This is a genomic window from Variovorax sp. YR752 (assembly GCF_943372545.1).
Window position 1 is genome coordinate 48556 of record NZ_CALRZC010000002.1, and the last position, 15857, is coordinate 64412.

Genomic DNA, 15857 nt, shown 5'->3' on the forward strand with positions numbered 1-15857 from the left:
CCTGCGGTGAGCCCGCGCGACTGCTTCCTGCGCGCCTGCTGGCTCGACGTCGCGGTACGCAAGCCCGGCAATGTCAGCGTGTTCTCCGCCGGCCATCGCATGCAGGCGCAGCAGTTCGTCGACAGCGCTCGTGCGGCGGCGGCGCCCTTGTTCGAGCCCGGCGCATCGGTCGGCCAGCGCATCGAAGCGGCGATGGACGCCACCTGGCGCGCCGCTGGCTGCAACACCAACCTGGGCATCCTGCTGCTGTGCGCGCCGATTGCCGCGGCGGCGGAGCGCGAAGGTGCTCACGCGAGTGCGGCGGCTCTGCGCGTGGCGCTCGAGGCGGTGCTGAGCGCGCTCGATGTCGACGACGCCCGCGCGGCCTACCGCGCCATCGCGCGGGCCAATCCCGGTGGCCTGGGCAACGCCCCCGCGCAGGACGTCCACGACGAGCCGACATTGGCCCTGCGCGAGGCGATGGCGCTGGCCGCCGGGCGCGACACGATCGCGCGGCAGTACCTGAGCGGGCACGCCGACTTGTTCGATGTCGGTCTGCGCGCCTTGTCCCCTGGGTTTGTACTGATGGAAGCCGGATCGGGCGAGCCAGCGGGCGACGCCACTGCGGCTGCCGTGCAGCGGGTTTTCCTGGCCTACCTGCGACTCATTCCCGATTCACACATTGTTCGAAAACACGGCGAGGCCGTGGCACACACTGTCATGACCGCGGCGCAGCGCTGGCATGGCATGGCCGAGCCCGGCAGCGACCCGGCCTTCGCCGCCTGGGACGAATCCCTCAAGGCACGAGGCATCAACCCCGGCACCAGCGCCGACCTGACGGTCGCGACGCTGCTGCTGGCCGGCCTGATCGCACCGGTGTGGCATGGAACGTGATAGCGTTTGCGACGCGCTGGGCATCGGACCAGTGTGTCGACGACTCAGAATCATTCACAGGAGATAGAAACGCCATGGCAAAAATCGATCGCATGATGGTTGGTGAATCGCTCGTCGGTGACGGCAACGAAGTTGCCCACATCGACCTGATCATCGGGCCGCGCGGCTCGGCGGCCGAAGCCGCCTTCGCCAACGCGCTGACCAACAACAAGGACGGCTTCACCTCCCTGCTGGCCGTGGTCGCCCCGAACCTGCTGACCAAGCCCGCCACCGTGATGTTCAACAAGGTGACGATCAAGGGTGCCAAGCAGGCCGTGCAGATGTTCGGCCCGGCGCAGCGCGGCGTGGCGATGGCCGTTGCCGACAGCGTCGAGGACGGCACCATCCCCGCCGCCGAAGCCGACAACCTGTTCATCTGCGTTGGTGTCTTCATCCACTGGCTGGCCGAAGACGACAAGAAGATCCAGGACTACAACTACCGCGCCGTGCGCGAGTCGATCCAGCGCGCCGTCGCCGGTTCGCCGACCGCTGCGGAAGTCGTGGCCAAGAAGGGCTCCGTGGCCCACCCGTTCCAGGCGAAGTGAAGAGAGCGACGCGCCGGCAACGGTGCGTCAGGAGAGAGGGTTGAGATTGCCGACCGGTCCGCCGGTCGGCTTTTTCTTGGGGCCTCGTTTCGGGCCGCGTTCAGCGGCCGCCGGGCACCATGCCGCTGCCGATCAGGTGCAGCACCGCGGCGCCACGCTGCGGCGCATCGGGCTCGGCAGCAAAGCGCTCGATCTGCACGCCGACCGACTCCACGTCGTCGAACTTGCGCGGCTTGACCACCTTCACGCGCACCCAGCTGGCGCGGAACTCGTCGATCAGGATGTCGGCGATCGCCTCGGCGAAGGCCTCCAGCAGTTGCAGCCGATGTTCGATCAGCAGGCGCTGCAGGCGCTCGCGCACCACGCCGTAGTCGATGGTGTCGGCGATGCGGTCGGTGTCGCAGGCGCGCGCGTGCGGCACGCCGGCATGCAGGTCGATGACCACCGGCTGCGGGTCGTGCAGCTCGGTGTGGTGGATGCCGATCACCGTCTGGCCGCGCAAGCCCTCGATGAAGATCAGGTCCATCGGCGCGGCGTTCTGCGCGCTGGCCGAGGGGGCGGCGACGAAGCCGCTGCTGCGTGCATTGAGGGAGGTCAAGACGGTGTCTCCGTGGGGTTCGTGTGATGTCCGTCGCAGGGCAGCAAAATGCAGGCCCGCCGGAGCATAGTGCCCCCGTGGTTTACCCGGTGCGGGGTGGTCCGGACGGACTCCACAATCGGGAATTGTTCCCGATATCGCGGCCGGCCTGCCCTGGAGATGACGATGACCCTGACGATGCGTGACGCCCACCGGCATGCCGACCGGATCCTGGAGCTGGTGCGCAGCGGAGTCGAACCGCAGGCCAACGACCCGGTCGCGCAGTCGTGGAGCCGCTGCCTCAACGAGTACCGGCTCGATCCGGCGCGGCCCTGCGAGCCGTCCTTCGTCGCCCGTGTCGAGCTGGAGGAGCGCCGCGCCCGCCGTGCCGACGTGATCGCCTGCGCGCGCTACGAGATGACCACGCTGTACCAGCAGCTCGGCGACGCCGAAGCCGCGGTGGTGCTGACCGACACCGATGGCGTGATCGTGCACATGGTGTCGTCGCCCGAGTTCGCCGCCGAGGTCGGCCCGCTGGGCCTGCGCGTGGGCGGCACGTGGAGCGAGGCGGCGATGGGCACCAACGGCATGGGCACCTGCCTGGCCGCCGGCGGGCCGGTGTCGGTGCGCAAGGAAGACCACTTCTTCAACGAGTTCACGCAGCTGACCTGCTCGGCCGTGCCGGTCTACGACCCGTCGGGCGAGATCGCCGCGGTGCTCGACGTCACCAGCCGCTCCAGCCTGATGCAGCAGCACCTGCTGGTGCTGCTGGGCATGACCGCGCGCATGATCGAGAACCGCCTGATCGACGCGCGCTACCGCAACGCCCATCCGCTGCACTTCCACAGCCGGCCGGAGTTCGTCTACACGCTGCACGAAGGCAAGCTGGCCGTCGGCGACGACGGCCGCATCCTGGCCGCCAACCGCAGCGCGCTGTTCCAGCTCGGCCTGCAGTCGATGGAGGACATCCGCTCGCGGCGCATCGAGGACCTGTTCCAGACCTCGCTGGAAGACATGCTGCAACGCAGCACCTCGGCATCGTTCCACCCGGTGGTGACCTACCGCGCCAATGCCGCGCTGCGCTTCTTCGCGGTGGCGCGCCGGCCGGCATCGGATGCCAAGGCGCCGCTGCTGGCAGTGCCGGCGATGCCGGGCACGCCGCCGCTGGCGGTGCCGGCGAAGGCTCCACCGCGCCTGCCGGCCGCGGCGAAGCCGGGGGCCGGCACGACCTTCAAGGACGCACGACTCGTCGCCCATCTCGATACCGCGCGCCGTGTCATCGCACGGCAGACGCCGGTGCTGCTGCACGGCGAGACGGGTGCCGGCAAGGAGGTGTTCGCGCGTGCCGTGCACGAGGCCAGCCCGCACGCCGGCGGCGCCTTCGTCGCGGTGAACTGCGCCAGCCTGCCCGAGACGCTGATCGAATCCGAACTGTTCGGCTACCGTGCCGGCGCCTTTACCGGCGCGCAGCGCACCGGCCGGCGCGGCAAGATCCTGCAGGCCGACGGCGGCACGCTGTTCCTCGACGAGATCGCCGACATGCCGCTGGACCTGCAGGCGCGGCTGCTGCGCGTGCTCGACGAGCGGCTGGTCACGCCGCTGGGCACCGAGGAGACCCATCCGGTCGACTTCCAGCTGATCAGCGCCAGCCACCAGAACCTGCCGGCGCTGGTGCGCGAAGGCCGCTTCCGCGAAGACCTCTACTACCGGCTTGCCGGCATCGAGCTGAACCTGCCGCCGCTGCGCGACCGCGCCGACAAGCGCGACCTGATCCAGGCGGTGCTGGCGGCCGAAGCCGGCGGCGCCGGCTCGCTCAGCCCCGAGGCCGAGCGGCTGCTGCTCGACCACCCGTGGCCGGGCAACATCCGCCAGTTGCGCCATGTGCTGCGCACCGCGGCCGCGCTGGCCGACGGCAAGCCGATCACGCGCGAGCACCTGCCGTCGCTGCAGCACGTGAGCGCCCCGATCGCGGCGCCGGTCCTGCCGGTGGCACCCGCCGCGCGCGTGGCCGAGTCGCAGGCCGCCGAGCTGCCGGACGACCTGCCGGTCAAACTCAACCCGATCCAGGCCAACGAACGCCAGGTTCTGCTCCAATTGCTCGAACAGCATCGCTGGAATGTGAGCAACGTCGCCAAGGCGCTCGATGTCAGCCGAAACACCCTCTACCGCAAGCTTCACAAGCTCCACATCGAGGTCTCCCACCCCGATTGAGCCCGACATCGCGAAGCGTTCACGCTTCGCCTGGTGCATCACCGGCTCCGGCCACTACCTCGACGAAGCGATCGCACTGGCACAGCGCCTGCCGAACCTCGACCTGTTCCTGTCCGACGCTGCCGAGGAGGTGCTGCCGATCTACGGCATGAAGCTGGAGGATCTGCGGCCGCGCTTCGCAACCGGCTTCCGCCTGGTGCGCGACAAGACGGCCAGCGCCGTGCCGGTGGGCATGCTCTACGACGACATCTACCACACGGTGGTGATCGCGCCGGCGACCAGCAACACGGTGGCCAAGTGCGTGATCGGCATCAGCGACACGCTGCCGACCAACATGTTCGCGCAGGCCGGCAAGCTCGGCATCCCGGGCATCGTGTTCGCCTGCGACACCGAGCCGGTGGTGGTGACCAAGTCGCCGCACGACTGGGTGACGCTGCGGCCGCGCCGTCTGGAGCTCGACAATGTCGATCGCCTGCGCGAGATCGACTTCTGCGAAGTGGTCACCTCGCCCGCGGAGCTGGAGGCGGCGATCCAGCGCCGGCTGGACTCGCTCTCACTCGCATGGAACACATCCTCTTCCTGACCGGGCGCCTGGCGCAGCCGCAACTGGAGAAGGTGCTCGCCGGCATCGCCGATGCGCCGTTCACGCACGAGGTGCGCGATATCGGCCTGCAGGTCGCCGCGCTGATGACGGCCGACATGATCCGCCGCCGTGTCGAGCCGCCGGTGAATGCGCACCGCATCATCGTGCCCGGCCGCTGCCGCGGTGACCTCGATGCGCTGAGCGCGCACTTCGGCATCCCGGTGCAGCGCGGCCCGGAGGAGCTGAAGGACCTGCCGCGCTTCTTCAACCGGGCCGCCAGGCCGGTCGACCTGAGCGAGTACGAGGTGGCGATCTTCGCGGAGATCGTCGATGCGCCGCGGCTGTCGGTCGAGGCGATCGTGCAGCGTGCCCACGCACTCAAGCGCGACGGCGCCGACGTGATCGACCTCGGCTGCCTGCCCGAAACGCCGTTCGAGCACCTCGAGGACAGCGTGCGCGCGCTGAAGGCCGAGGGGTTCGCGGTCAGCGTCGACTCGGTCGATGCGCAGGAACTGCTGCGCGGCGGCCGCGCCGGCGCCGACTACCTGCTCAGCCTGACGATCGACACGCTGTGGCTGGCCGGCGAGGTGGGCAGCACGCCGGTGCTGATCCCGAAGACGCCACACGACGAGGCCTCGCTGCACGCTGCCATCGACGCGATGACGGCGCAGGGCCGCGCCTTCCTCGCCGACCCCATCCTCGACCCGATCCCGTTCGGCTTCACCGCCTCGATCGTGCGCTACCACGCGCTGCGCTCGCGCTATCCCGAGGCGCCGATCATGATGGGCGTGGGCAACCTCACCGAGCTGACCGAGGCCGACACCAGCGGCATCAACGCGCTGCTGTTCGGCATCGCCGCCGAATTGAACGTGGCGGCGGTGCTGACCACGCAGGTCAGCGCGCATGCGCGGCGAGCGATTCGCGAGGCCGACTGGGCGCGGCGCATCATGCATGCGGCGGCGCGTCAGCGCTCGCTGCCCAAGGGCATGAGCGGCGCGCTGATGACGGTGCACGCCAAGCACCCCTTCCCCGACACCCCCGAGGAGATCGCCGTCACTGCCGCGCAGGTGCGCGACCCGAACTTCCGCGTGCAGGTCTCCGAGCGGGGCCTGCATGTCTACAACCGCGACGGCCTGCGTCACGGCCACGGCGCCTTCGAGCTGTGGCCGCGCCTCGGGCTGGAAGGTGACGCCTCGCACGCCTTCTACATGGGCGTGGAACTTGCACACGCGGAGATCGCCTGGAAGCTCGGCAAGCGCTACGTGCAGGACCAGCCGCTGGATTGGGGCTGTGCGGTGGAGCGCGAGGCCGATGAGCTCGACGGCTGGTGTGCGCCGGGAACGACACGTTCTGCGCCGAAGAAGACCCAACCCTGAATGAAACCCCCAAGCTCACTTCGTTCGCTGCCCCCCGAGGGGGCGTCCAGTGGCTTCGGAACGGCCGTGTGCCCCTGACCATGAACGACCAGATCTTCGAAACCGTGGTGACGACGCAATCGTCGGAAGGCGTGGCGCACATTGCGCCGATGGGTGTGCGCTACCAGGCGGGCCGCGTGGTGCTGATGCCCTTCAAGCCCTCGAGCACGCTGGCCAACATCCTGGCCACGCAGCATGCGGTGCTCAACCTGATCACCGACACGCGCGTGTTCGCCGGCTGCGTCACCGGCCGCCGTGCATGGCCGCTGGTGCCGGCCGAGCGCATCCACGGCCAGCGCCTGGCCTGCGCCTTGAACCACGTCGAACTGCGCCTCGACGAACTGCTCGACGACGCGCAGCGCCCGGTGCTGCGCATGGCGCGTGTGCACGAGGCGGGCCACGCGCCCTTCGTCGGCATGAACCGCGCGCAGGCGGCGGTGGTGGAGGGGGCGGTGCTGGTCAGCCGGCTGCACATGCTCGACGACCAGAAGATCGCCAGCGAGATGGCCTACCTGCAGATCGCCATCGACAAGACCGCCGGGCCCGGCGAGCACGAGGCCTGGGGCTGGCTGCAGCAGGCCATCGCGGCGCATCGCGAGAAGGCGGTGGCCCGATGAGGCGGGCCGAGCGCTGGGCCGCTCCCAAGCCGGCTCGCATCCCCCCGGGGGATCGTCCGACGTGCCCGTCGGACGAGGGGCAGTCATGAGTACCCGCCTGCTGGTCAGCGTGCGCAGCGTCGACGAGGCGCTGATCGCCGCGCGAGGCGGCGCCGACTTCATCGACCTGAAGGAGCCCGGCCAGGGCGCCCTCGGCGGGCTGCCGGTGGCGACGATCCGAGAGATCGTCGCGGCGCTGCGCGCGCACGGCTCGCTGCTTCCGGTCAGCGCCACCATCGGCGATGTGCCGATGCACGAGCTCGACACCATCCTCGCCCGCGTCGAGGCGGTCGGTGCCTGCGGCGTCGACTACGTCAAGGTCGGCATCGAGCGCGCACCCGGCGCCGGCGCGGTATTGCGCGCGCTCGCCGCCTGCGGGCGGCCGCTGGTGCCGGTGTTCATCGCCGACCGCGGGCTCGACGAGCACGCCGTGGCGCTGGCCCTGTCGCTGCGCTTTGCCGGCGTGATGGTCGACACCGCCGACAAGCACGCCGGCAGCCTGTTCGAGCTGATGCCCACGGCGGCGATCGAAGGCTTCGTCGCGATGGCTCGCCAGGCGCAGACGATGGTCGGCATCGCCGGTGCGATGCGTCGCGCGAATGCCGATCGCATCGTCGCGCTGACGCCGGACTTCGCCGGCTTCCGCAGCGCGGTGTGCCGCGGCGAGCGCAGCGAGGCGCTGGACGCGCAGTGTCTGTCCGAGCTGGTCGCCGCGATGCGCGCAGCGCAGGCGGCTCAGGCCTCGCCCAGCCGCACGTCGCCGAGCAGCAGCGAACGCATGCGCGCCAGCTCGGTGCGGTGAATCACGTCGATCGGGAAGCTGGCGCCGGCGGCCAGCGTCGCGAAGCGGTGGTCGAGAATCTTGCCGGCGCCCAGATCGGCCAGCGTCGCTGCCGGGTCGATCGGACAGGACTTCACCACCACCATGCGCTCGGCGTTGAGGCGGCGCGCCAGGTCCAGCGCGATGCTGTCGCCGCTGTTGGCCCAGTTGGTGTCGGGGCCGGGGCGGTCGCGCAGCCAGTCATAGGGTAGCCACAGCGCGGCGTGGCCGGCGTGCAGCACCTGGTGCAGTTCCGCCTTGTCGGTGGCCAGGCGCAGCGCGGGCTGCAGGCCGTGGGCGAGGTAGGCGGTCTGCACCATGGCCAGCACGGCCATGTTGTGCGCGGCCAGTTCGTCGAGCTGCCAGTGCGACTGCGTGCGACGCACCTCGTCGGCGAAGCCGCCGCCACCGCACACCAGCGTCACGCGCCCGCCGCCGAGCTGTGCGAGCAGCTCCAGCCACTGCGGCAGCAGTGGGTCGGCATTCAGGCTGCCGCCGATCTTGACGACCCACATCAGGCACATTCCTCCGCGTAGAGCGAGGCCACCGCCACCGCCGGCGCGCCGACCTGCACCCACGCGGCCACCTCGGCAGCCGCATCCGGCCCGACCCGCGCCACGTCGCGGCCATAGGCCATCAGCGACCAGCCCGGCGCCAGCAGCTCGGGCACGAGGAAGGCGCCGCATCCCGCCGCAATCACCGTCGCCTCGGCGGCGAGGTCATGCAGGGCCGCCACACGCTCGACCTGGGCACGAAGTTCAGCGAGCTGTGCCACGCGCCAGGCCTGCGCGAAGGCGCTCCACTGCGCCGCGCTGCCGTCGCGTTCGTCCAGGCCGATCATGCGGGCCAGGCGTGCGCGGGTGTGAAGCGCATCCTTCGGCGCGTTGTCGGCGCTCGGGTGCTGGTCGTGCGCCGGGTCGAGCTCGCCGGTCAGGCGGTAGACGTCGGCCGTGGTGGCGAAGAACTCGTTCATCACGTTGAGCGACGCGCCGCGCCACTCGATGCGCCGCGCCAGCGCGCACAGCGGTGTGCGCACGACGCCGTGGTAGACCAGCTCGCCGGTCTGCAGCCGCTGTGCATCGCTGCGGCTGGCGGTGAGCACGCGGCCGCGGCGGAAGGCGATCAGGTCGGTGGTCGTGCTGCCGATGTCGATCAGCAGCCCTTCGCGCTGCGGCAGCACGCGCGCCGCGTGCCGTGCCGTGGCCAGCCAGTTGGCCGATGCGATGCGTTCCCACTGCGCGCCGGCCTCGTGCGCGGCGGGCCAGGCTGCATCGCCGGCGAAGAAGCGCGGCGCGGGCAGGGCGGCGGCCAGCAGGGCGGCGATGCGCTGCACGCCGTCTTCGCGGTGCGCGAACAGGTCGACCATCTCGCCGGTCATGGTCACCGCGTGCGCCTGGTCGCGCAGGTCGGGCCAGCGCCCGCGTGCCTGCTCGAGCACGGCCTCGAGCCGGTCCATGCCCTGCCACAGCGGGCAGGGCCACTGTGCGGCGTCGAGCACGGCGCCGCCGCGCCAGAGCGCGGCCTTGACGTGCGCGCCGCCGATGTCCCAGCCGATCACGCCGCGCTCAGGCATCGATGCGCTCCAGGCGTTGCAGTGCCAGCACCTCGGCGGCGAGGTTGCGGCCCAGGCGCTGCGACAGGCCGACATAGGCGCAGGTCAGCCGCGGGTTGATCTCGATGAGCACCGGGCCGTGCTGCGCATGCCAGACCAGGTCGATGCCGACGAAGCCGCGCAGCCCGGGCAGGGCCGCAGCCACGCGCGAGGCCAGCGCGGCCAGCGTGCGGCGGCGCGGCTCGCGCCGCGGCCAGACGTCGATCGACACGCCGTCGTAGCGCAGCGAGCCGTCGGGCAAGGTGGCAATGCGCTGCCGGTTCACGCAAAGCAGTTCGGCCTGGCCCAGTTCGCACAGCAGCGAGAGGCTCAGCGCCTCGCCCTCGACCCAGGGCTCGAGGCAGGCGCTGTCGCCGCGCGCATGTCGTGCAGCAAGGTCGGCCTCGGCGGACTGTCGGCCGCCGTGCACGCGCGTGGCCACACTGCCGGCGCCGTCGTCGGGCTTGACGACCCAGCGCGTGGCCAGCGGCTCGTGCTGCCATGGCGTCGGCAGCCCGTGCGCGGCGAGGTGGCTCAGCGTGGCCGACTTGCTCGATCCGATCGCGATGCTGCGTGCATCGCAGCCCAGCCAGCGCGGAGCGCCGATCGCGCGCTCGAACTCGGCGAGGCAGCCGCCGGTTTCCGGCGCGATGATCCAGGCCGCGTCGTGTTCGGCGGCCAGCCGCGCGGCGAAGTCGACGGGGCTCTCGCCGTCGCGTGCCACGGCCTCGGCTGCGCCGGCGGGCAGGGCGCTCGCGCGCACGCAGGTGGCTGCTGTCACGTCACAATCGCCGCTGGCCAGCAGGTCGGCGACCAGCGCGTCGCGCATCGCCAGGCCTTGCGGCATCAGCACCGCGGTGGCAGCCGCATCGCCGTCGACCAGCCCGCCACCGCTGAGATACTCGCAGACGAAGACCTGCATCATCGCCACGCCCGCCCCGCTGCCAAGACCATGATCCTCATTCCCGTGATCGACCTGATGCGCGGCCAGGTGGTGCGCGCCGTGCGCGGCGACCGCGCCTCGTACCGGCCGATCGTCTCGGCGCTGTGCGAGGGCAGCGACCCGGTGACGGTGGCGCGCGCGTTGTGCGCGCATTGTGATTCGACGCGGCTGTACGCCGCCGACCTCGACGCGCTGACCGGCGGGCAGGCGCAGGCCGAAGTGATAGCCCGCATCCTGCGCGCCTTGCCCGACCTCGAGTTCTGGGTCGACGCGGGCTTCGCCGACGCACAGGGCGCACAGCGATTGCGCGAACGCGTCGGCGAGGGTGCCGAGCGCATCGTGCCGATCTTCGCCAGCGAGTCGCTGCGTTCGCGCGATGACCTGGCGCAGTGCTTCCCGGACCGCGAGGCCGGCGTGCTCTCGCTCGACCGTCGCGACGGCCAGCGTCTCGACCCCGCCGGCTGCTGGGAGGCTCCGCAGGCCTGGCCCGGTCGCGTGATCGTGATGACGCTGGAACGGGTGGGCGCCGACGCCGGCCCGGACCTGGCCACGCTGCGCGAGGTGCAGGCCCGATCGCCGGGCACGAAGCTGGTCGGCGCCGGCGGCATCCGCCATGCCGCCGACCTCGACGCCGCACGCGATGCCGGCGCCTGGGCCTGGCTGGTGGCCAGTGCGCTGCATGACGGCAGGCTGCCGCCGGTGCGCCACCGATGATGCCCCCCCGTGTCCTGCGCACGCTTCATGGAGCCCCATGCCATCATGATTCGTGCCACGTCCCCCGAGGGGGGGCGGACAGCGCCGGGCCGCCGGTTTCGCCACACTGTGTGGCAGTTTTGGCCGCGCACTGCCCGCCTCGACGCTTGTCGGCCCGGTGCTGCCAGTGGCACATCGTTTGCGTGAATGCTCATTCATGACCACCCCTTCCGCGGCCTCCGGTGCCTGGACCTGCCCCTTCTGCCCCCTGGCCTGCGACCACCTGGGTGTATCGACGGCTGCCGACGGCGGTCTGATGCTGCAGGGCAGCAACTGCGAGCGGGCAGCGCGCGGGCTCGCCGCCTGCGCCAGTGCGAGTGCGGCGCCGTGCATCGATGGTCAGCCGGCGAGCCTCGACGCGGCCATCGCCGCCGCGGCCGAGCGCCTCGGGGCGAGCCGCCAGCCACTCTTCGCCGGCCTGGGCAGCGACGTGGCCGGCGCCCGTGCGCTGTACCCGCTGGCCTGCGCGACCGGCGCGATCGTCGATTCGGCCGGCAGCGACGCGCTGATGCATGGCCTGCGCGCGATGCAGGACCGCGGGCAGTTCACCACCACCCTGGCCGAGGTGCGCACGCGCGCCGACCTGATCGTCTTCGTCGGCGGCCTGCCGACGTCCGTCGCGCCGCTGATCGGTGAACGGCTCGGCATCGGCGATGCACAGGTCGCGCAGCGCCATGTGGTCGTGATCGGGCCCGAGGCGGGCGACGAGGCCGTGCTCGCCGCCTGGGCCGGCGCGGGCGTCAGCACCGAGGCCATCCCCCTGCACGGCGACCTGTTCGACACCGTCGCGCTGCTCGACGCGCTGGTGGCGCGCCGCCCGGCGGTGGCGAACCTGGCGGTACCGGCCGCGCTGCGTGCGCTGGCGGATCGGCTGCATGCGGCGCGCTACGGCGTGCTGGTCGGTGCGCCGCCGCGCCTGCCGGCGCAGGGCGCACTGCTCATCGAGGCGGTGCACCGCATCGTCGGCGAACTGAACCGCAAGACGCGCGCGGCCGCGCTTTGGATCGGCGGTGGCAACGGCGTGGCCACGGCGAACCAGGTGTTCGCCTGGCTGTCGGGGGTGCCGATGCGCTCGCGCGCCGGCCCGCGCGGCCTCGAGCACGAACCGCTGCGTTTCGGCACCACGCGGCTGCTGGCGCAGGGAGCGGTCGATGCGCTGCTGTGGGTGGCGAGCTTCGACGCCGAGTCGGCGCCGCCCGGTACACCGCTGCCGACCATCGTGCTCGGCCACCCTGCGCTGGCTTCACGCTGCAACAAGCCGGGCACGGTCTTCATCCCCGTGACGACGCCGGGCATCGGCAGTGCCGGCCATGTCTTCCGCACCGACGGCACCGTGCTGATGCCGCTGCATGCGGTGCGAAAGGACAGCCTCCCGACGGTCGCCGAGGTGGCGAAGCGGCTGCTGCAGGCACTGCCGCAGAGGAGCGCGGCATGAGCGCGATCCTGATCCGCGGCGGGCGGCTGATCGATCCGACGAACCGCATCGATGCCGTGCGCGACCTCGTCATCCGCGACGGCCGCATCGCCGCCGCGATGCCCGGTGAACGCTTCGACGACACCCTCGATGCGAGCGGCTGCGTGGTGATGGCCGGCGGCATCGACATGCACACCCACATTGGCGGCGGCAAGGTCAACCTCGCGCGCATGCTGATGGCGGAGGACCACCGCGACGGCGCCAACCCGTTTCCCCTGCCCGACAACCTGCTCGAACTCGCCTCCTGCGGCAACTGCGCGCCGGGCACGCTGGCCACCGGCTACCGCTACGTCGAGATGGGCTACACCGCCGCCTTCGAGCCGGCGATGGTGCCGAGCAACGCACGCCACGCCCACATGGAGATGGGCGACGTGCCGGTGCTCGACCACGGTGCCTACGTGATGCTCGGCAGCGACGAGCTCTTCCTCGAACTGCTGGCGCAGGGCGGGCCGGCGCTGAAGAACTTCGCGCAGATCCGCGACTACACCGCCTGGACCATCAACGCCAGCAAGGCGATGGGCGTGAAGGTGGTCAACCCGGGCGGCATCTCGGCCTTCAAGTTCAACCAGCGCAAGCTCGACGTCGACGAGCCGCATGTGCGCTGGCAGGTCACGCCGCGCCAGGTGGTGCACACACTGGCGCGCGCACTGAAGGAACTCGGCGTGCCGCACCCGCTGCACATCCACGGCAGCAACCTCGGCGTGGCCGGCAACATCCGCTCGACGCTGGAGACCATCGAGGCGCTCGAAGGCCTGCCCGCGCACCTGACGCACATCCAGTTCCACGCCTACGGCACCGAGGGGCCGAAGAAGTTCTCCTCGGCGGCGCTGCAACTGGCCGAGGCGATCAATGCCAACCCGCAGGTCTCGATCGACATCGGCCAGGTGATGTTCGGCCAGACCGTCACCGCCTCGGGCGACACGATGCGGCAGTACGCGCAGTCCGACCTCGCCAACCCGCGCAAGTGGGTCGGCGCCGACATCGAGCTGATGGCCGGCTGCGGCGTGGTGCCGTTCCGCTACCGCGAGCAGAGCTACGTCAATGCGCTGCAGTGGGTGATCGGGCTGGAGATCTTCCTGCTGGTCAGGAACCCCTGGCAGGTGGTGCTGACGACCGACCATCCGAACGGCGGCCCGTTCACCAGCTACCCGCACCTGATCCGCCTGCTGATGGACCGCAGCTTCCGCGAGGAGCAGCTCGCCAAGCTGCACCCCGACGTGGTGGCGAACTGCGCGCTGAAGTCCATCACCCGCGAGCTGACGATGGACGAGATCGCGGTGATGACGCGCTCCGGCCCGGCCAAGCTGCTCGGCCTGAAAGACCGCGGGCACCTGGCCGTAGGCGCTGCAGCCGACATCGCGATCTACCGCGAGCAGTCCGACCGCGAAGCCATGTTCCGCACGCCCGACTGGGTGTTCAAGGACGGCACGCTGGTGGCCAAGAGCGGCACGCTCACCGCCACGCCGGTGGGCGGCACGCACTTCATCGAGCCCGGCTACGACACGGCGATCGAGAAGACCCTGCGCAAGCACTGGCAGGATCACGGGGCGATCCAGTTCGACAACGTCGCGATCACCCACGACGAGCTGTGCAGTTGCTGCAACGGTGGGCGGCTGTTGCCAGCGGAATGCTTCACCGGGACCGACGCATGAACCGCAACGGCGTGATCATCGACGAGACCTTCGCCGAAGCCTTCCCGATGAAGGCCACGCGGCTGCTCATCACCGCGCACAACCTCGACTGGGCGCGTCACGCGGCGGTGGCTGCCACCGGCTTCGCCACCTCGGTGATCGCCTGCGGCTGCGAGGCCGGCATCGAGCGCGAGATCCCCGCCGGGGAAACGCCCGACGGCCGCCCCGGCATCGCGGTGCTGATCTTCGCGATGTCGGGCAAGGAACTGGCCAAGCAGATCGAACGCCGTGTCGGCCAGTGCGTGCTGACCTGCCCAACGACTGCGGTCTACGCCGGCATCGATGACGGCGAGGCGGTGGCCCTGGGCAAGAACCTGCGCTTCTTCGGCGACGGCTGGCAGACAGCCAAGATGATCGGCGGCAAGCGCTACTGGCGCGTGCCGGTGATGGACGGCGAGTTCGTCGCGCAGGAGACCACCTCGGTGGTCAAGGGTGTGGGCGGCGGCAACCTGCTGCTGCTGGCGCGCGACACCGACACCGCACTCGCCGCCGCCGAAGCGGCGGTGGCGGCAATGAAGACGCTGCCCAACGTGATCATGCCCTTCCCGGGCGGGGTGGTGCGCTCCGGCTCCAAGGTCGGCAGCAAGTACCCGGCGCTCGGCGCCTCGACCAACGATGCCTTCTGCCCGAGCCTGGTCGGCCTGGCGAAGAAGACCGAGCTGACGAGCGAGACCCGCTGCGTGATGGAGATCGTGATCGATGGCCTGACCGAGGCCGACGTGGGCGCGGCGATGCGTGTGGGCATGGAGGCCGGCATCGCGCTCGGCGCCGCGGGCGGCCTGCTGCGCATCTCGGCGGGCAACTACGGCGGCAAGCTCGGGCCGTTCCACTTCCATCTGCACAAGCTGATGGCCGGAGGCGCAGCATGAGCGGCTTCACGCTGTCACTCAAGGCGCCAGTGCCGCTGCGGCTGGACCTGCGCGGCGTCACGCCGACGGCGCTCGCAGTCCTGTCGGCGGCCGAGGTCGAACGCCTGCCGGTCGGCTGCGGCAACGCGCTCGTGCCATTGGCCGAGTTCTTCCAGGTGGCGGCGCGCAGTGACGACACGCTGCTGTTGCAAGGCGATCTGTCCTGCTGCGACTACGTCGGCTGGCAGATGGACGGCGGCGCGCTGATCGCCGAAGGCAGCGTCGGTGACTACGCCGGCGGCGGCATGAAGGCCGGCACGCTCGCCGTGAAGGGCCATGCCGGTGAGCTCGCCGCCTGCGAGATGGCCGGCGGCACGCTGGAGATCACCGGCAACGTCGGCGACTTCGCCGCCAGCACGCTGCCCGGCAGCATGGACGGCATGCGCGGCGGCACGCTGGTCGTGCGCGGCAACGCCGGCGCGCGTTTCGGCGACCGCATGCGGCGCGGCACGGCGCTGATTTGCGGCGACGCCGGCGACTTCCTCGCCTCGCGCCTGGTGGCCGGCACGATCGGACTGGCCGGTCGTGCCGGGGTGCATGTGGGCTACGGCATGCGCCGCGGCAGCATCGTCTTCGCCGGGCCGGCGCCCGAGGTCTCTGCCACCTTCGTGCCCGCGGTGGCCGGCGCGCCTGTATTCTGGCAACTGCTGTCGCGCGACCTGGCGCGGCACGGCGGCGCGTTCGGCTCGCTGGCCTCGCGCGGCATCGTTCGCCATCTCGGCGACGTGGCCGCCGGCGGCAAGGGCGAACTGATCGTCGTGCGCTGAATCCCTTTCTC

General features: G+C 71.0%; 16 protein-coding genes. 12 read left to right on the forward strand and 4 right to left on the reverse strand.

Features of this window, described 5'->3' with window-relative positions; translation table 11 throughout:
* Nucleotides 1-6: 6 nt before the first annotated feature.
* Nucleotides 7-873, forward strand: a complete 867-nt coding sequence (locus AAG801_RS00705) for a triphosphoribosyl-dephospho-CoA synthase (RefSeq protein WP_341886703.1) — start codon at nt 7-9, stop codon at nt 871-873.
* A 74-nt stretch (nt 874-947) separates the two neighbouring features.
* A complete protein-coding gene (gene fae / locus AAG801_RS00710; protein ID WP_341886704.1) occupies nt 948-1457 on the forward strand; it encodes a formaldehyde-activating enzyme in 510 nt (169 codons plus the stop codon).
* A 100-nt stretch (nt 1458-1557) separates the two neighbouring features.
* On the opposite strand, the gene AAG801_RS00715 is transcribed toward fae, so the two are convergent.
* Nucleotides 1558-1983, reverse strand: coding sequence for a dihydroneopterin aldolase (locus AAG801_RS00715; protein WP_341886751.1), 426 nt, complete (start codon nt 1981-1983; stop codon nt 1558-1560).
* 237 nt (nt 1984-2220) lie between these two features.
* Here AAG801_RS00715 and AAG801_RS00720 point away from each other — a divergent pair, with 237 nt between their 5' ends.
* From AAG801_RS00720 to AAG801_RS00740, 5 genes are all read left to right on the forward strand, one after another.
* Nucleotides 2221-4245, forward strand: coding sequence for a sigma-54-dependent Fis family transcriptional regulator (locus tag AAG801_RS00720; protein WP_341886705.1), 2025 nt, complete (start codon nt 2221-2223; stop codon nt 4243-4245).
* Nucleotides 4178-4828, forward strand: a complete 651-nt coding sequence (locus AAG801_RS00725) for a flavoprotein (RefSeq protein WP_341886706.1) — start codon at nt 4178-4180, stop codon at nt 4826-4828. The genes AAG801_RS00720 and AAG801_RS00725 overlap by 68 nt, the downstream gene beginning before the upstream one ends.
* Entirely contained in the window at nt 4807-6204 is a 1398-nt protein-coding gene (locus AAG801_RS00730) for a DUF6513 domain-containing protein (protein ID WP_341886707.1), read from the forward strand. Before AAG801_RS00725 ends, AAG801_RS00730 begins: the two co-directional genes overlap by 22 nt.
* A gap of 80 nt (nt 6205-6284) precedes the next feature.
* Nucleotides 6285-6860, forward strand: coding sequence for a DUF447 domain-containing protein (locus AAG801_RS00735; protein WP_341886708.1), 576 nt, complete (start codon nt 6285-6287; stop codon nt 6858-6860).
* An 85-nt stretch (nt 6861-6945) separates the two neighbouring features.
* The gene (locus AAG801_RS00740; RefSeq protein WP_341886709.1) at nt 6946-7701 is read left to right on the forward strand and encodes a (5-formylfuran-3-yl)methyl phosphate synthase; all 756 of its coding nucleotides are present in this window, start codon (nt 6946-6948) and stop codon (nt 7699-7701) included.
* Here AAG801_RS00740 and AAG801_RS00745 read toward each other — a convergent pair.
* Genes AAG801_RS00745 through AAG801_RS00755 form a run of 3 tightly spaced genes read right to left on the reverse strand, consistent with a single transcriptional unit; the run spans nt 7635 to nt 10232 of the window.
* Nucleotides 7635-8234 carry an aspartate kinase gene (locus tag AAG801_RS00745; protein ID WP_341886710.1) on the reverse strand — a complete coding sequence of 200 codons (600 nt, stop codon included), beginning with the start codon at nt 8232-8234 and terminating at the stop codon, nt 7635-7637. The genes AAG801_RS00740 and AAG801_RS00745 overlap by 67 nt on opposite strands.
* Nucleotides 8234-9292 carry a hydantoinase/oxoprolinase family protein gene (locus AAG801_RS00750; protein ID WP_341886711.1) on the reverse strand — a complete coding sequence of 353 codons (1059 nt, stop codon included), beginning with the start codon at nt 9290-9292 and terminating at the stop codon, nt 8234-8236. Before AAG801_RS00750 ends, AAG801_RS00745 begins: the two co-directional genes overlap by 1 nt.
* Nucleotides 9285-10232 (reverse strand): ATP-grasp domain-containing protein, encoded by a 948-nt coding sequence (locus AAG801_RS00755; RefSeq protein ID WP_341886712.1) that lies wholly within the window; start codon nt 10230-10232, stop codon nt 9285-9287. The genes AAG801_RS00750 and AAG801_RS00755 overlap by 8 nt, the downstream gene beginning before the upstream one ends.
* A gap of 30 nt (nt 10233-10262) precedes the next feature.
* Here AAG801_RS00755 and AAG801_RS00760 point away from each other — a divergent pair, with 30 nt between their 5' ends.
* From AAG801_RS00760 to AAG801_RS00780, 5 genes are all read left to right on the forward strand, one after another.
* The gene (locus AAG801_RS00760; protein ID WP_341886713.1) at nt 10263-10967 is read left to right on the forward strand and encodes a HisA/HisF-related TIM barrel protein; all 705 of its coding nucleotides are present in this window, start codon (nt 10263-10265) and stop codon (nt 10965-10967) included.
* A 196-nt stretch (nt 10968-11163) separates the two neighbouring features.
* On the forward strand, nt 11164-12441 hold the full coding sequence (locus AAG801_RS00765; RefSeq protein WP_341886714.1) for a formylmethanofuran dehydrogenase: 1278 nt from the start codon (nt 11164-11166) through the stop codon (nt 12439-12441).
* A complete protein-coding gene (locus AAG801_RS00770; RefSeq protein ID WP_341886715.1) occupies nt 12438-14132 on the forward strand; it encodes a formylmethanofuran dehydrogenase subunit A in 1695 nt (564 codons plus the stop codon). The genes AAG801_RS00765 and AAG801_RS00770 overlap by 4 nt, the downstream gene beginning before the upstream one ends.
* Nucleotides 14129-15040 carry a formylmethanofuran--tetrahydromethanopterin N-formyltransferase gene (fhcD, locus tag AAG801_RS00775; protein ID WP_341886716.1) on the forward strand — a complete coding sequence of 304 codons (912 nt, stop codon included), beginning with the start codon at nt 14129-14131 and terminating at the stop codon, nt 15038-15040. The genes AAG801_RS00770 and fhcD overlap by 4 nt, the downstream gene beginning before the upstream one ends.
* On the forward strand, nt 15037-15846 hold the full coding sequence (locus AAG801_RS00780) for a formylmethanofuran dehydrogenase subunit C (RefSeq protein WP_341886717.1): 810 nt from the start codon (nt 15037-15039) through the stop codon (nt 15844-15846). Before fhcD ends, AAG801_RS00780 begins: the two co-directional genes overlap by 4 nt.
* The last annotated feature ends 11 nt before the right edge of the window (nt 15847-15857 follow it).

What these genes read in the sequence shown, in the direction of transcription:
- AAG801_RS00740 (WP_341886709.1), top strand. Translation starts at nt 6,946, where the DNA reads ATGAGTACCCGCCTGCTGGTCAGCGTGCGCAGCGTCGACGAGGCGCTG.
- AAG801_RS00725 (WP_341886706.1), top strand. Translation starts at nt 4,178, where the DNA reads ATGTCAGCCGAAACACCCTCTACCGCAAGCTTCACAAGCTCCACATCG.
- AAG801_RS00765 (WP_341886714.1), top strand. Translation starts at nt 11,164, where the DNA reads ATGACCACCCCTTCCGCGGCCTCCGGTGCCTGGACCTGCCCCTTCTGC.
- AAG801_RS00730 (WP_341886707.1), top strand. Translation starts at nt 4,807, where the DNA reads ATGGAACACATCCTCTTCCTGACCGGGCGCCTGGCGCAGCCGCAACTG.
- AAG801_RS00750 (WP_341886711.1), bottom strand. Translation starts at nt 9,292, where the DNA reads ATGCCTGAGCGCGGCGTGATCGGCTGGGACATCGGCGGCGCGCACGTC.
- AAG801_RS00780 (WP_341886717.1), top strand. Translation starts at nt 15,037, where the DNA reads ATGAGCGGCTTCACGCTGTCACTCAAGGCGCCAGTGCCGCTGCGGCTG.
- AAG801_RS00745 (WP_341886710.1), bottom strand. Translation starts at nt 8,234, where the DNA reads ATGTGGGTCGTCAAGATCGGCGGCAGCCTGAATGCCGACCCACTGCTG.
- AAG801_RS00760 (WP_341886713.1), top strand. Translation starts at nt 10,263, where the DNA reads ATGATCCTCATTCCCGTGATCGACCTGATGCGCGGCCAGGTGGTGCGC.
- AAG801_RS00720 (WP_341886705.1), top strand. Translation starts at nt 2,221, where the DNA reads ATGACCCTGACGATGCGTGACGCCCACCGGCATGCCGACCGGATCCTG.
- fhcD (WP_341886716.1), top strand. Translation starts at nt 14,129, where the DNA reads ATGAACCGCAACGGCGTGATCATCGACGAGACCTTCGCCGAAGCCTTC.
- AAG801_RS00735 (WP_341886708.1), top strand. Translation starts at nt 6,285, where the DNA reads ATGAACGACCAGATCTTCGAAACCGTGGTGACGACGCAATCGTCGGAA.
- AAG801_RS00755 (WP_341886712.1), bottom strand. Translation starts at nt 10,232, where the DNA reads ATGCAGGTCTTCGTCTGCGAGTATCTCAGCGGTGGCGGGCTGGTCGAC.
- AAG801_RS00770 (WP_341886715.1), top strand. Translation starts at nt 12,438, where the DNA reads ATGAGCGCGATCCTGATCCGCGGCGGGCGGCTGATCGATCCGACGAAC.
- AAG801_RS00715 (WP_341886751.1), bottom strand. Translation starts at nt 1,983, where the DNA reads ATGGACCTGATCTTCATCGAGGGCTTGCGCGGCCAGACGGTGATCGGC.
- fae (WP_341886704.1), top strand. Translation starts at nt 948, where the DNA reads ATGGCAAAAATCGATCGCATGATGGTTGGTGAATCGCTCGTCGGTGAC.